Source organism: Streptomyces sp. JK94 (genome assembly GCF_053613315.1).
In genome coordinates, this window is the sequence record NZ_JBSICH010000019.1 from 1 (window position 1) to 14,892 (window position 14,892).

The window sequence follows — 14,892 nt, forward strand, 5'->3', positions numbered from 1 at the left end:
CCGGACACCTTCGAGGACACACCGGCCAAGGACCGGGACCCGGACTGGTTCAAGCGAGCCGTCTTCTACGAGGTCCTCGTCCGCTCCTTCCAGGACAGCAACGGTGACGGCATCGGCGACCTCAAGGGACTCACCGCCAAGCTGGACTACCTGCAGTGGCTGGGCGTGGACTGCCTGTGGCTGCCGCCCTTCTTCAAGTCACCGCTGCGGGACGGCGGCTACGACGTCTCCGACTACACCGCCGTACTGCCCGAGTTCGGCGACCTGGCCGACTTCGTCGAGTTCGTGGACGCCGCCCACCAGCGCGGCATGCGCGTGATCATCGACTTCGTCATGAACCACACCAGCGACCAGCACCCCTGGTTCCAGGAGTCGCGCAACAACCCCGACGGCCCGTACGGCGACTACTACGTCTGGGCGGACGACGACAAGCAGTTCCAGGACGCGCGGATCATCTTCGTCGACACCGAGGCGTCGAACTGGACCTACGACCCGGTGCGCAAGCAGTACTACTGGCACCGCTTCTTCTCCCACCAGCCGGACCTCAACTACGAGAACCCGGCCGTCCAGGAGGAGATGATCTCCGCCCTGAAGTTCTGGCTGGACCTGGGCATCGACGGGTTCCGGCTGGACGCGGTGCCGTACCTCTACCAGGAGGAGGGCACCAACTGCGAGAACCTCCCGGCGACGCACGCGTTCCTCAAGCGGGTGCGCAAGGAGATCGACGCGCAGTACCCGGACACGGTCGTGCTGGCCGAGGCCAACCAGTGGCCGGAGGACGTGGTCGACTACTTCGGCGACTACGCCTCCGGCGGCGACGAGTGCCACATGGCCTTCCACTTCCCGGTCATGCCCCGCATCTTCATGGCGGTCCGCCGCGAGTCCCGCTACCCCGTCTCCGAGATCCTCGCCAAGACCCCGGCCATCCCCTCCGGCTGCCAGTGGGGCATCTTCCTGCGCAACCACGACGAGCTGACCCTGGAGATGGTCACCGACGAAGAGCGCGACTACATGTACGCGGAGTACGCCAAGGACCCGCGGATGCGCGCCAACATCGGCATCCGCCGGCGCCTGGCCCCGCTCCTGGACAACGACCGCGACCAGATCGAACTGTTCACCGCGCTGCTGCTCTCCCTGCCCGGCTCGCCGATCCTCTACTACGGCGACGAGATCGGCATGGGCGACAACATCTGGCTCGGCGACCGCGACGCCGTCCGCACGCCGATGCAGTGGACCCCCGACCGCAACGCCGGCTTCTCGACCTGCGACCCCGGGCGCCTGTTCCTGCCCACGATCATGGACCCGGTCCACGGCTACCAGGTGACGAACGTCGAGGCGTCCATGGCCTCGCCCTCGTCCCTGCTGCACTGGACCCGGCGCATGATCGAGATCCGCAAGCAGAACCCGGCCCTCGGCCTCGGCACCTACACCGAGCTGCCCTCCTCCAACCCCGCCGTGCTGGCCTTCCTGCGGGAGTACGAGGACGACCTGGTGCTGTGCGTGAACAACTTCGCGCGGTTCGCCCAGCCCACCGAACTCGACCTGCGGGAGTTCGCCGGACGCCACCCGGTCGAGCTGTTCGGCGGAGTCCGCTTCCCCGCCATCGGTGAACTGCCGTACCTGCTGACCCTCGGGGGCCACGGCTTCTACTGGTTCCGGCTCACCCGAGTCGCATCCCGCATCGGCCGCCGCGTGTGAGCGCGGGCCGAGGAAAGGACGCGTCACCATGCCGAAGACCGCATCCCTGCGCCCCAGACGCGGGCATCTCGCCGGGCCCATGGCGTCGCTCGGCGAGCTGCTGCGCCAGTGGCTGCCGCGCCAGCGCTGGTTCGCGGGCAAGGACCGGCCCGTGGCCGAGCTGGGCCTGCTGTCGATGACCGAGCTGTTCCCCGGCTGCCTGCACCTCCTGGTGCACACCGGGCACGGCCCCGTGCCCGCGCCGGGCGGCGCTCCCCCCGCCGGGGACTGCTACCAGCTGCTGCTGGGCGTACGCGAACACCCGTCCCCGCGCCTGGGCCGGGCGCTCATCGGACAGGTGCAGGACGGCCCGCTGGCCGGCCGGACGGTCTACGACGCGCTGCACGACCCCCGCACGGCCCAGTTGCTCCTGGAGCGGCTCAGGCACCCCGGCAAGGCGGGTCCGCTGCGTTTCGAGGCCGACCCCTCGCGGCCGGTGCCCGGCGGACTCGTGCCGCGGCTGCTGGACGCCGAGCAGTCCAACTCGTCGCTGGTCTACGGCGACGAGTTCATCCTGAAGCTGTTCCGGCGTGTCCAGCCCGGCGTCAACCCCGATCTCGAGGTGCCCGACGCGCTGGCCCGCCAGGGCTGCGGCCGGGTCCCGGCGCCGGTCGCGTGGATGCGGACGACCCAGCCCTACCAGGCGACCCTGGGGGTGCTCCAGCCCTTCCTGCACGACGCCTCCGACGGCTGGACCCTCTCCCTGGACGCGCTGGCCGCCGGGGACGACTTCACCGTGCAGGCCCGTGAACTGGGGCGGGCGACGGCCGACGTGCACCTGGCGCTGGCCTCGGCCTTCCCGCCCGGTGCCCCCGGGGAGAACGACCGGACCGCCGCCGCGATGACCGAGCGGCTCACCGCCGCCGCGCACTGCGTACCGGCGCTGCAGCCCTTCGTCCCCGGGCTGCGGGCGGCCTTCGCGGCGCTGTCCACCTGCGACTCCGGACCGCCCGCCCAGCGCGTCCACGGCGACCTGCACCTGGGGCAGGTGCTGCGGGCGGGCCGGGACTGGTTCGTCATCGACTTCGAGGGTGAGCCGTCCCGTCCGCTGTCCGAACGGCGCAGCGCCCACTCCCCCGTGCGGGACATCGCGGGCATGCTGCGTTCCTTCGACTACGCGGCCCGGCAGCGCCGCCCGTGGCGCCCCGAGTGGGCGCGCCGCTGCCGGGAGGCCTTCTGCGCGGGCTACGCCGCCCGCGCCGGCTGGGACCCCCGTAAGAAGCACGGCCTGCTGCGCGCCTACGAGACGGACCGCGCCGTGTATGAGGTGCTGTACGAGGCCCGGCACCGCCCCGACTGGCTTCCCGTACCCATGGCGGCGATCGAACGACTCGCCGTGAGAGGAGACTGACCCGTGGCCCTCCGCGACACCTCGCTCCCCGAGCCGTCCGGTCCCGTCCCGCCCGCAACCGGTGCGTGCGGGGCCGCTCCGCCCCTGGACCCCGTCGACCGGGGGCGCCTCCTGGCGGGCGCCCACCACGACCCGCACGCCCTGCTCGGCGCCCACCCCGTGCCCGGCGGCGTCGCCTTCCGGGCCCTGCGCCCGTTCGCCCGCGAGGTGGGCGTGGTGGTCGACGGCGAGCGCCACGCCCTCGTGTCGGAGGGGGACGGTCTCTTCTCCGGTGTGCTGCCCCTGCCGCGGGTCCCGGCGTACACCCTCGTCGTGTCGTACCCGGAGGGCGAGCAGGAGACGCACGACCCGTACCGCTTCCTGCCCGCCCTCGGCGAGCTGGACCTGCACCTGATCGCCGAGGGACGCCACGAGCAGCTGTGGCGGGCGCTGGGCGCGGAACCGATGGCCCACGGGGGTGTCGCCGGCACCCGGTTCACGGTGTGGGCGCCGAACGCCCAGGGAGTGCGGGTCGCCACCGACTTCACCCACTGGGACGGCACGGCGTTCCCGATGCGCTCGCTCGGCGCGTCCGGGGTGTGGGAGCTGTTCCTGCCGGGCGTCGGCGAGGGCACCCGGTACAAGTTCGAGATCCACTCGCGGTACGGGGACCGGTTCCTCAAGGCGGACCCGATGGCGCGCCGTGCCGAGGAGCCCCCGAACACGGCCTCCGTCGTGACCGCGTCGCACTACGCGTGGGACGATGCCGAGTGGATGCGGACCCGCGCCGACAGGCCCGTGCACGAGGCGCCGTTCTCGGTGTACGAGGTGCACCTGCCCTCCTGGCGGCCGGGGCTGTCCTACCGCGAGCTGGCCGACGTGCTGCCCGCGTACGTCAGCGACCTGGGCTTCACCCACGTCGAGCTGATGCCGGTCGCCGAGCACCCCTACGGCCCGTCCTGGGGCTACCAGGTCACCGGCTTCTACGCGCCGACCGCGCGGCTGGGCTCCCCGGACGACTTCAGGTACCTCGTCGACGCCCTGCACCGGGCGGGCCTCGGCGTGATCATGGACTGGGTGCCGGCGCACTTCCCGAAGGACGACTGGGCGCTGGCCCGCTTCGACGGGGACCCGCTGTACGAGCCCGGGGACTCCCGGCGCGCGGAGCACCCGGACTGGGGGACCTACACCTTCGACTTCGCGCGCACCGAGGTACGCAACTTCCTGGTGGCGAACGCCGTGTACTGGTGCGAGGAGTTCCACATCGACGGCCTGCGGGTCGACGCCGTCGCCTCGATGCTCTACCTGGACTACTCGCGCGACTCGGGCCAGTGGGAGCCCAACCAGTACGGCGGCCGGGAGGACCTGGCGGCCATGGCGTTCCTCCAGGAGATGAACGCGACGCTCTACCGGCGGTGCCCCGGCGTGGTGACGATCGCGGAGGAGTCGACCGCCTGGGGCGGGGTGACCCGGCCCACCGACACCGGCGGGCTCGGTTTCGGCCTCAAGTGGAACATGGGCTGGATGCACGACTCGCTGGAGTACGCCGCCCACGAGCCGGTGCACCGCAAGTACCACCACCACGAGATGACCTTCTCGATGGTGTACGCGTACAGCGAGAACTACGTGCTGCCGATCTCCCACGACGAGGTGGTGCACGGCAAGCAGGCGCTGGTGTCGAAGATGCCGGGCGACTGGTGGCAGCGGCGGGCGAACGTCCGCGCCTATCTCGGTTTCATGTGGGCCCACCCCGGCAAGCAACTGCTGTTCATGGGCCAGGAGTTCGCCCAGGGCGCCGAGTGGTCGGAGAAGCAGGGCCCGGAGTGGTGGCTGCTGGACGAGGGCTATCACTCGGCGGCCGACCACCGCGGCGTCCAGAACCTGGTGCGCGACCTCAACGCCCGCTACGGGCGGACCCCGGCCCTGTGGCAGCGCGACACCGACCCGGCAGGTTTCCGGTGGGTCGCCGTGGACGCGGCCGAGGACAACGTCTTCGCGTTCCTGCGGTTCGACGCGGACGGCACCCCGCTGCTGGCCGTGTCGAACTTCTCCCCGGTCGTCCGGCACGACTACCGCCTCGGTGTCCCCGACGACGTCCCCGCCTGGCAGGAGGTCCTCAACACCGACGCCGAGCAGTACGGCGGCAGCGGTGTCACCGGCCCCGGCCCGGTCGAGCCGGAGGACGGGTGCGTGCGGATCACGCTCCCGCCGCTGGCCACGGTGTGGCTGATGCCGAACGCCCTGTGAGGCGCGGCGGCGCGACCAGGTGTCCGGCCGCCCTCTCGGGGCAGGCGGTGGTCCTACGACCGGGACATCCTAGTCGTCGCCGCAGCCGGGCTCACAGAAAGGCGGCATCACGTGCGCACCGTCGGAGTGGAGGAGGAACTCCTCCTGGTCGACCCCGAGACCGGGGAGCCGCGGGCGCTGTCCGCGGCCGTGCTGGCCCGGGCCTCGCTCGAGGATGCCGAGCAGGACGTGTTCGAGAAGGAGCTGCACGAGCAGATGCTCGAGTTCGCCACCCATCCGCAGGCGGACATGGAGCAGCTGCACGCGGAGATCGTCCGCTGCCGCGAGGAGGCCGGGCGGCACGCCGGAAGCATCGGCTGCGCCGTCGCCGCGCTCGCCACCTCGCCGCTGCCCGTCACCCCCTCCATCGGCATGAACCGCCGGTACGACTGGATGGCGGACCAGTACGGCGTCGTGGTCCACGAGCAGCTGGTCCTGGGCTGCCACGTGCACGTCTCGGTCGAGTCCGACGAGGAGGGCGTCGCGGTGATCGACCGGGTGCGGCCCTGGCTGCCGGTGCTGACCGCGCTCAGCGCGAACTCCCCCTTCTGGCAGGGCAGGGACTCCTCGTACAGCAGCTACCGCAGCCGGGTCTGGCAGCGCTGGCCGTCGGCCGGACCGACGGAGCTGTTCGGGTCGGCCGAGGCCTACCACCGGCGGGTCGCGGACATGGTCGCCACCGGCACGATCCTCGACGAGGGGATGATCTACTTCGACGTCCGGCTGTCCCAGCGGTATCCGACGGTCGAGTTCCGGGTCGCGGACGTCTGCCTGGACGCGAGCACGGCCGCCCTCGTCGCGTCCCTGGCCCGCGCGCTGGTGGAGACGGCCGCCCGGGAGTGGCGGGAGGGGCGCGAGCCGGCCGGGCACAGTGTGAGCCTGCTGCGTCTCGCGGCCTGGCGGGCCGCCCGGTCCGGGCTGACGGAGGAGCTGCTGCATCCGGTGACGATGCGGCGGATGCCGGCCGAGAGCGTGGTGCAGGCACTGATCGAACACGTCGAGGAGGCGCTGGCGGCCGGCGGCGACCTCGACCGGGCGCGGGACGGTGTCGCGGGGCTGCTGCGGCACGGCAACGGCGCACGGGTGCAGCGCGAGCTGCTGGAGCGCACGGGCAGCCTGCGGGACGTCGTCACCGAGTGCGTTCGCCGTACGCAGGCGGTCTGAGGCGCCCCGCGGGGCCGTCGCGCCGAGTTCCCCGTCAGAGGATGAGGACGAGGGCGTAGCCCAGGAAGCCCGCCGCGACGAGGGCCACGAGGACGAGGATCGCCGTCAGGGGCGCCATGGCCCAGCCCTTGGACGGGTTGTTCCCCTCCCACGGGCCGGCCTCGGACATGCTGCTCTCCCCCGGCGGGGTCTCGCCGGGGGGCACACCGCCTCCCTGCTCCAGTCCGGTGCTGCGTTCGGGTTCCGGGTCGGGATTCGTGTATCTCATGCCGTCCGGGTCCCCCGATCCGCGGAGATCACCGGGTGGGAACACTTCTGCCGTCCGGGCCCCCCGGCCCGCGCGCCTCGGCTAGATTCGAGCACCGCCCATCACGGTGCTCGTCGGCGAAGTCACCGTCTGTACATGTCAGGAGCCAGCGCATGCGCGACCTCGCTCTCGCTCCCTCGGCCGCCCCGCCCCTGACCGGCGGGCTCGCCGACAGCCTCTTCGAGACGGCCGCCCGCACGCCGGACCTGCCGATGCTGGCCCGCCGTCCCGGTCCGGAGGCGGCCGTCTGGCAGGAGGTGACGGCCGTGGAGTTCCGCGACCAGGTGGTCGACCTGGCCAAGGGGCTGATCGCGTGCGGCGTCTCGCCGGGCGACCGCGTGGCGATCCTGGCCCGCACCCGGTACGAGTGGACGGTCTTCAGCTACGCGCTGTGGGCGGTGGGCGCCGAGGTCGTGCCGATCCATCCGACCTCCTCGCGCGACCAGGTCGAGTGGATCCTGCGGGACGCGGGCTGCGTGGCCGTGGTGGTCGAGGACGAGCAGAGCGTGATGACCGTCGGGTCGGTGTGCGCGTCGCTGCCGTCACTGCGCCACGTCTGGCAGCTGGACGCGGGCGCGCTGGACACGATCGTGGCGCGCGGCGTGTTCCTCCCGTTCACCGCGGTCGACTCCATGCGCCGCATCGTGCTGCCGGACTCCACCGCGGTCGTCGCCTACACCTCGGGCACGTCCGGGCATGCCCTGGGCTGCGCGCTGAGCCACCGCAGCCTGGCCGGACCGTGCGACACGCTCCTCGCCGGCTGGGGGCACACGGTGGCGCCTCCCGGGGAACAGGGCGCCGTACTCGCCTTCCTGCCGTTCTCGCACGTGTACGGGCTGATGATCCAGAACCTGTGCGTACGGGGCAGGCTGCTGATGGCGCACGAGCCCGCCACGACCGAGGAGGCGCTGTCCTCGGCCCTGCGTTCCTTCCGCCCCACCTACTTCTACGCCGTCCCGTCGGTCCTGGAGAAGCTCTACAAGAACTTCCTGCGCGCGGCCCAGAAGGCCGGCCGCGGCGCGCTGTTCGAGCGGGCCGCCGGGACGGCGCGCGACTTCGCCGCCGCGCTGGAGCGCCAGCGGCTGGGCCGGGGGCCGGGACCCGGTTTCGACCTCCGTCTCCAGCACGCCCTGTACGAGCGGACGGTCTACCGCCGGCTGCGGACCGCGCTGGGCGGCCGGGTGCGCCGGGCGACGTCCGGCGGATCGCCGCTCAGCCGCGAGCTGTCCCTCTTCTACGAGGGCATCGGCGTCTACGTCCACGACGGCTACGGCCTGACGGAGACCAGTGGCGGCCTGACCATGCAGCCGCTGGGCCGGGAGAAGTCCGGCACCGTCGGGCAGCCGCTGCCCGGCATGGAGATCCGGGTGGCCGACGACGGGGAGATCCTGGTGCGCGGGCCGTGGCTGTTCCACGGGTACATCGGCGACGAGGACGCCACCCGTCGGGTGCTGCGCGGGGGCTGGCTCTCCACCGGGGACATCGGGCACCTGGACGATGAGAACTACCTGGCGATCACGGGCCGAAAGAAGGACGTCATCATCACCAGCGGCGGCAAGAGCGTGGCCCCGGCCGCGCTGGAGGAGCGGCTGCGCATGCACCCGCTCGTCCACCAGGCCGTGGTCGTGGGGGACAACCGGCCGTGCGTCGGCGCTCTGATCACCCTCGATCCGCAGTTCCTGACGCACTGGCGGGCGGGTCTGACCCTGCAGGGCGACGCCCCGGCCCGGGAGGCACGCGAGGAGAACGCGCTGCGGGAGGAGGTCGCGCGGGCGGTCGCCGCGGCCAACAGCGCCGTGTCGCGCTCGGAGTCGATCCGGGTCTTCCGCGTCCTGCCCGAGCCGTTCGGCGTGACCAACGGGCTGCTCACGCCGTCGATGAAGCTCCGGCGGGACGAGATCGTGCGGACCTACGCCCTCGAGATCGACGCCATGTACGAAGCCCGGTCCCATCGCCGGCCGCAGGTGCCGCTCGTGGAGCAGGCCGGCCGGGAGGACTCGGACAACGTCTTCCTCCGGTGACCGCACCCCCCGTGACCGCTTTCCCGTGACCGCTTCCTCGGTGACCACGCACGTGTCGCCCGGCCCGCCGGACCGCACGTCCGCCCCGGACCGGTCGGACCGTCCGCTCCCACTCCGGCGGCGTGGCGGCGGGTGACGGCCCCGTCACCACCGGCCACCGGCCCCCGGGCCCGGCAGAACGAGGCGCGTAGCCTCGGCCCGCTCGGGAACTAAGGAACGAAGGGAGTACGAAGAAGGCAACGCCCGGCCGAGGCCGGGCCGGGAAGGCGAGATGGCAGCCGAGTCACGTTGGGACAGGACACTGGCTTCCGAGGAGATCACGAACCGCAGCGCCAGCTTCACCGGAGAGCTGCACAATGTGACCGGTGCGCGCCTGGTCGCGGAGGAGTTCCTCTACGACCTGGCCCGTGCGGCACCGCCCTCGGCGCCCGAGCACTGGGACGACATCCTCCTCGTCGTCACCGAGCTGGCGGCGAACGCGGTGCAGTACGCCCCGGGGCCCTTCCAGTTGCGGCTGCGCCGCACCTTCGACGGGGTGCACGTGGTCATGCACGACACCAGCACCACGGAACCCGCTCCCCGGGCCTTCCACCCGAACAGCGGCGGCGGCGGCATCGGCTGGCACCTGATCCACACACTGTCCGACCAGGTGAGCGTGGTCACCGGCGAGCGGGGCAAGGACATCCACGTCTTCCTGCCCTGGTGACCGCGACCGCTCCGGTCAGGGGGTGGCCGTGTCCCTCAGGGGCACCAGCACGCTGATCGTCTTGTCGCCCTCCGCGCACCGCTCGACGGCGATGCCCCTGGCCAGGCGGACCACGAGCGGCCAGCCGTACCCGCTCCCCCGCTGCGTGGCGGGGAACGCGTACGCGGCACGGGGCACCACCGCGCTGTGGCCGTGGACGGCGATCCACACGCCCTCGTCCGTCGGCCGGACCTCGAAACCGGCCGGCCCGTCACCGTGCCGGATGGCGTTGGTGACCAGTTCCGGGACCACGAGCAGCAGGTCGACGACGTCTTCCTCCCGTACCCCGCGGCCCGTCCCGCGTCGCCCGCGCGCCACCGACTCCGCGTACGCGCGTGCGGGGGCCGCGCTGGTCACGGCGCCCGCCCCGGACGCCGGCACGGGGAGCAGGCCGGTACCGGGGGAGGCCGTGGGAATCGCGTCGGTCGGTGCCGGGTCGGTGGTGTCCCTCGTGTTCGCCGTGCTGTCGTCCGGCACCGGGTCAGTCCGCGGAGTCCTCCCGCGGCGGCAGCCGATGGTAGTACTCGCCGACGGACGCCAGGTAGTCCCGGTCCATCGTCTCGCTGTCGGTCCGGAACCGGGGCGCGGCCTTGACCTGCGCCCTGGTGCAGGCCACCGTGACCGTGCGGGCCTCGGGGTCGAAGCCCCTGACCATGCCGACCGGTACGAGCACGCTCCGTCCGAAGACCCAGACGCCGGTGTCCACGACCAGGTGCCGCATGCCGAAGTGCTCGGCCTGCCGGTCCACGTGGCCGATGGTGCCGTCGCCGGCGACGACGGTGCAGCCCGTCAGGTCCTGTCCCTCCACGTGACCGCTGCCCGCCGTGTACGACCAGATGCTCTCCATCGGCACGCTGTCCCTTTCCTCCCGCGTCGCTGACGACTGTGGGGCCGGGCGGACGCCACGGGCCGGACCGGCTCCACAGCAGCGGATACCCGGCCCGGGCCACCGCATTCGGGTTCCGTCCCGGTCCGGCGGCGGCGAAATCCGGCCGGGTACCCGGTGCGGGTACCCTCATGCACACCGTTCCCCGTCCGGGGGCCGTTCTCCACCCGTCGGCACCCCGCTTTGGCGCATGCCCGGAACCTGGGTTAGCCTCGGGCGTATTTTTCTCATGAGGCAGAAGCGTGAACTGCGGAAATACGCGCGCAGCAGGCCGGACCGCACGATCGGTCCGGAGGGGGTTCCGAGTCCTCGCTCCGAGGGCTCCTGGGGAGCGGAACGAGGGTGCGAATGACCAGCGACAGCACCGGAGCCGTCGACACGGCTCCGGGCGATCAGGAGCTGCGCCGTCTTCTGGCGGGCCTGACCGCCGTACGGGACGGTGACTTCGGCACCCGCCTGCCGGACGAGGCGGACGGCCTCATGGGCGACATCGCCACGGTCTTCAACGGCATGGTGGACCAGCTGTCCGTGTTCACCTCCGAGGTCACCCGGGTGGCCCGCGAGGTCGGCACGGAGGGGACCCTCGGCGGGCAGGCCAGGGTGCCGGGGGTGTCGGGCACCTGGGCCGACCTCACGGACTCGGTCAACGCGATGGCGGGCAACCTGACCAACCAGGTCCGCGACATCGCCCAGGTCGCCACCGCGGTGGCCAAGGGCGACCTGTCGCAGAAGATCGACGTGGACGCGCGCGGGGAGATCCTGGAGCTGAAGAACACCATCAACACGATGGTCGACCAGCTCTCCGCCTTCGCCGACGAGGTCACCCGCGTCGCCCGCGAGGTCGGCACCGACGGACGGCTCGGCGGCCAGGCCGACGTCCAGGGCGTCAAGGGCACCTGGCGCGACCTCACCGACTCGGTGAACTTCATGGCGGGCAACCTGACCAACCAGGTCCGCAACGTCGCGCAGGTCGCCACCGCGGTGGCCAAGGGCGACCTGTCGCAGAAGATCACCGTGGACGCCCGCGGCGAGATCCTGGAGCTGAAGAACACCATCAACACGATGGTCGACCAGCTCTCCGCCTTCGCCGACGAGGTCACCCGCGTCGCCCGCGAGGTCGGCACGGCCGGGAACCTGGGCGGCCAGGCGCAGGTGCGCGGCGTCTCGGGCACCTGGAAGGACCTCACCGACAACGTCAACGTGATGGCTTCCAACCTGACCGGGCAGGTCCGCTCCATCGCCCAGGTCGCCACCGCGGTGGCGCGCGGCGACCTCTCGCAGCGGATCACGGTCGAGGCCAAGGGCGAGGTCGCCGCGCTGGCCGACGTCATCAACACCATGGTCGACACGCTGTCGGCGTTCGCCGACGAGGTCACCCGCGTCGCCCGCGAGGTCGGCACCGAGGGCCGGCTCGGCGGCCAGGCGCACGTGCCGAACGTCGCCGGGACCTGGAAGGACCTCACCGACAACGTCAACTCCATGGCCAACAACCTCACCGGCCAGGTGCGCAACATCGCGCTGGTGACGACCGCGGTGGCCCGGGGCGACCTGTCGAAGAAGATCGACGTCGACGCGCGCGGCGAGATCCTGGAACTGAAGACGACGATCAACACGATGGTCGACCAGCTCTCCGCCTTCGCCGACGAGGTCACCCGCGTCGCCCGCGAGGTCGGCACCGAGGGCCGGCTCGGCGGCCAGGCCGAGGTCGAGGGTGTCTCCGGCACCTGGAAGCGCCTCACGGAGAACGTCAACGAGCTGGCGGGCAACCTCACCCGGCAGGTCCGCGCGATCGCCGAGGTCACGTCCGCGGTCGCCGAGGGCGACCTGACCCGCTCCATCAACGTGGAGGCGTCCGGCGAGGTCGCCGAGCTCAAGGACAACATCAACGCGATGGTGCAGTCCCTGCGCGAGACCACCCGGGCCAATCAGGAGCAGGACTGGCTCAAGACCAACCTCGCCAGGATCTCGGGCCTGATGCAGGGCCACCGGGACCTGCCCGTGGTCGCCGAGCTGATCATGGACGAGCTGGTGCCGCTGGTGGCGGCCCAGTACGGCGCCTTCTACCTGGCGGAGGACGGCCACGACGGTCCCGAGCTGCGGCTCGTCGGCTCCTACGGCTACCCCGAGGACGCGGCCAAGCCCACCCGCATCGCCTTCGGCCGGACCCTGGTCGGCCAGGCCGCGCGCAGCCGGCGCACCATCGTGGTGAACGAACTGCCGCCGGGCTACGTGACCATCTCCTCGGGGCTCGGCGAGGTGGTGCCGACCGCCTTGGTGCTGGTGCCCATCGTGGTCGAGGGGCAGGTCCTGGGCGTCATCGAGCTGGCGTCGGTCGCTCCGTTCACCCAGATCAACCGCGACTTCCTGGAACTGCTGATGGAGACCATCGGCGTCAACGTCAACACGATCGTGGCCAACGCCCGTACCGACGAACTGCTCGCCGAGTCGCAGCGCCTGACCGCCGAGTTGCAGGCCCGCTCGGCGGAACTCCAGGTGCAACAGGAGGAGTTGCAGCGCTCCAACGCCGAGCTGGAGGAGAAGGCGTCCCTGCTGGCCACGCAGAACCGGGACATCGAGGCGAAGAACCTGCAGATCGAGCAGGCCCGGCAGGAGCTGGAAGCCCGCGCCCAGCAGCTGTCGCTGGCCTCGAAGTACAAGTCGGAGTTCCTGGCGAACATGAGCCACGAGCTGCGCACCCCGCTCAACAGTCTGCTGATCCTCGCCCAGCTGCTCGCGCAGAACCCGTCGCGCAACCTCACCCCGAAGCAGGTCGAGTACGCGGGCATCATCCACTCCGCTGGCTCGGACCTGCTCCAGCTGATCAACGACATCCTGGACCTGTCGAAGGTCGAGGCCGGAAAGATGGACGTCTCCCCCGAGCGGGTGACGCTGCGCCAGCTCATCGAGTACGTCGAGGCCACCTTCCGGCCCATGACGACGCAGAAGGGCCTGGAGTTCACGGTGTCCACGGCCACCGGAGCGCCGGCGGACCTGCTGACCGACGACTCCCGGCTGCGTCAGGTGCTGCGCAACCTGCTGTCCAACGCGGTGAAGTTCACCGAGCGGGGCGGGGTGGAGCTGGCCATCGGACCGGCGCAGGACGACGAGGTGCCCCCGGGCGTGGTCCGGGGCGGTGCCGTGGTGGCCTTCCGGGTGAAGGACACCGGCATCGGCATCCCCGAACAGAACCTGGAGTCGATCTTCGGCGCCTTCCAGCAGGCGGACGGCACGACGAGCCGCAAGTACGGCGGCACCGGACTCGGGCTCTCCATCACCCGGGAGATCGCCCAGCTGCTCGGCGGTGCGGTCACGGTGGACAGCACGCCCGACCGGGGCAGCACCTTCACCCTGTTCCTGCCCGCGGCCCGGCCCGACTTCGAGGACCTGCTGGCCCGGGGCCCGGAGCGCGCCCCGGCCGAGTCGCCCGCCGACGTGCTCACCAGCCCGGCAGCGGTGCCCGAGCTCACGAGCGGCCAGCGGCAGCGTCCCCGGCGGCTGCTCGTCGTGGAGGAGCGTCCGCGCGGCCTGCTCACCCTCGTCGCGGAGAGCGTGATCGCCGACCTGACGCACGGACGCGACGACGCGGGCGACCGTCCGCCGCTCGACGTCATCACGGCCGTGGGGGCGCAGGAGGCCGCGGGCGCGCTGGCGGCCGAGCCGTGCCACTGCGTCGTCCTGGAACTGGGCATGCGGGACGCCGAGGCCTCCCGCTTCCTGCAGGCCCTGCGGGGTGACTCGGCGCTGGCGAGCGTGCCGGTGCTCGTACACAGCGGCCACCGTGCGGACGTGGCCCTGGAGGAGAGCCTGCGCTCCGGCGCGCAGGACGGAGCGCTGGAGTTCCTGTCCAGCCTCGACGAGCTGCGGGAGCGCATCGCGCTGCATCTGGCCGCCGAGGAGCCCGGGGACGTGCTCTCCCTGGTCCGGCCCGAGGAGCCGCAGCCGCTGCCCCCGTACGCCGGGGGCGACTCGCCGGCCGGACGCACCGTCCTCGTCGTCGACGACGACGCCCGCAACCTCTTCGCGCTCAGCGGCATCCTGGAGCTGCACGGTTTCCGGGTCCTGCACGCGGAGAACGGGCGCCGGGGCATCGAGACGCTGGTGGACCACCCGGAGGTCGCGCTGGTCCTGATGGACGTGATGATGCCGGAGATGGACGGCTACACGGCCACCGCCGAGATCCGCCGGATCCCCCGGTACGCCGAGCTGCCGATCATCGCCGTCACGGCCAAGGCGATGCCCGGCGACCGCGAGAAGAGCCTCGCCTCGGGCGCCAGTGACTACGTCACCAAGCCCGTCGACACCCAGGACCTCATCGCCTGCGTCCAACGGTGGCTGCCCGCATGAGCAACGCGGCCCCCGTCCCGTACACCGGTGGGCCGGGCGGTGCTCGGCGCGGCGCGTCGTACACCCTGGCGG

The 14,892-nt window shown here is 71.9% G+C and carries 10 protein-coding genes; 7 read left to right on the forward strand and 3 right to left on the reverse strand.

The window, feature by feature from the left end; genetic code table 11:
- From treS to ACVV2G_RS18135, 4 genes are all read left to right on the forward strand, one after another.
- Nucleotides 1–1,698: maltose alpha-D-glucosyltransferase (treS, locus tag ACVV2G_RS18120; protein WP_453843752.1), on the forward strand; the 1,698-nt coding region annotated here is incomplete at its 5' end.
- A gap of 28 nt (nucleotides 1,699–1,726) precedes the next feature.
- The gene (locus ACVV2G_RS18125) at nucleotides 1,727–3,088 is read left to right on the forward strand and encodes a maltokinase N-terminal cap-like domain-containing protein (protein WP_453843753.1); all 1,362 of its coding nucleotides are present in this window, start codon (nucleotides 1,727–1,729) and stop codon (nucleotides 3,086–3,088) included.
- Nucleotides 3,089–3,091: 3 nt separating this feature from the next.
- Nucleotides 3,092–5,314, forward strand: a complete 2,223-nt coding sequence (gene glgB / locus ACVV2G_RS18130) for a 1,4-alpha-glucan branching enzyme (protein ID WP_453843754.1) — start codon at nucleotides 3,092–3,094, stop codon at nucleotides 5,312–5,314.
- 111 nt (nucleotides 5,315–5,425) lie between these two features.
- A complete protein-coding gene (locus ACVV2G_RS18135; protein ID WP_453843755.1) occupies nucleotides 5,426–6,517 on the forward strand; it encodes a glutamate--cysteine ligase 2 in 1,092 nt (363 codons plus the stop codon).
- A gap of 34 nt (nucleotides 6,518–6,551) precedes the next feature.
- Here the strand turns inward: ACVV2G_RS18135 and ACVV2G_RS18140 are convergent, their stop codons facing one another.
- Nucleotides 6,552–6,785 (reverse strand): DUF6480 family protein, encoded by a 234-nt coding sequence (locus ACVV2G_RS18140; RefSeq protein ID WP_453843756.1) that lies wholly within the window; start codon nucleotides 6,783–6,785, stop codon nucleotides 6,552–6,554.
- Nucleotides 6,786–6,937: 152 nt separating this feature from the next.
- Between ACVV2G_RS18140 and ACVV2G_RS18145 the strand changes: the two genes are divergently transcribed.
- Complete coding sequence (locus ACVV2G_RS18145; protein WP_453843757.1) at nucleotides 6,938–8,845, forward strand: AMP-dependent synthetase/ligase; 1,908 nt, start codon at nucleotides 6,938–6,940, stop codon at nucleotides 8,843–8,845.
- A gap of 271 nt (nucleotides 8,846–9,116) precedes the next feature.
- Nucleotides 9,117–9,551 carry an ATP-binding protein gene (locus ACVV2G_RS18150; protein WP_453843758.1) on the forward strand — a complete coding sequence of 145 codons (435 nt, stop codon included), beginning with the start codon at nucleotides 9,117–9,119 and terminating at the stop codon, nucleotides 9,549–9,551.
- A gap of 15 nt (nucleotides 9,552–9,566) precedes the next feature.
- Here ACVV2G_RS18150 and ACVV2G_RS18155 read toward each other — a convergent pair whose 3' ends face one another.
- Entirely contained in the window at nucleotides 9,567–10,067 is a 501-nt protein-coding gene (locus ACVV2G_RS18155) for an ATP-binding protein (RefSeq protein WP_453843759.1), read from the reverse strand.
- A 4-nt stretch (nucleotides 10,068–10,071) separates the two neighbouring features.
- Nucleotides 10,072–10,437 carry a PRC-barrel domain-containing protein gene (locus tag ACVV2G_RS18160; RefSeq protein WP_453843956.1) on the reverse strand — a complete coding sequence of 122 codons (366 nt, stop codon included), beginning with the start codon at nucleotides 10,435–10,437 and terminating at the stop codon, nucleotides 10,072–10,074.
- Between the two features lie 387 nt (nucleotides 10,438–10,824).
- Between ACVV2G_RS18160 and ACVV2G_RS18165 the strand changes: the two genes are divergently transcribed.
- Nucleotides 10,825–14,820: a HAMP domain-containing protein gene (locus tag ACVV2G_RS18165; protein WP_453843760.1), complete on the forward strand. Its 3,996-nt coding sequence runs from the start codon at nucleotides 10,825–10,827 to the stop codon at nucleotides 14,818–14,820.
- Nucleotides 14,821–14,892: the final 72 nt, after the last annotated feature.

What these genes read in the sequence shown, in the direction of transcription:
- ACVV2G_RS18125 (WP_453843753.1), top strand. Translation starts at nt 1,727, where the DNA reads ATGCCGAAGACCGCATCCCTGCGCCCCAGACGCGGGCATCTCGCCGGG.
- ACVV2G_RS18140 (WP_453843756.1), bottom strand. Translation starts at nt 6,785, where the DNA reads ATGAGATACACGAATCCCGACCCGGAACCCGAACGCAGCACCGGACTG.
- ACVV2G_RS18145 (WP_453843757.1), top strand. Translation starts at nt 6,938, where the DNA reads ATGCGCGACCTCGCTCTCGCTCCCTCGGCCGCCCCGCCCCTGACCGGC.
- ACVV2G_RS18150 (WP_453843758.1), top strand. Translation starts at nt 9,117, where the DNA reads ATGGCAGCCGAGTCACGTTGGGACAGGACACTGGCTTCCGAGGAGATC.
- ACVV2G_RS18160 (WP_453843956.1), bottom strand. Translation starts at nt 10,437, where the DNA reads ATGGAGAGCATCTGGTCGTACACGGCGGGCAGCGGTCACGTGGAGGGA.
- ACVV2G_RS18165 (WP_453843760.1), top strand. Translation starts at nt 10,825, where the DNA reads ATGACCAGCGACAGCACCGGAGCCGTCGACACGGCTCCGGGCGATCAG.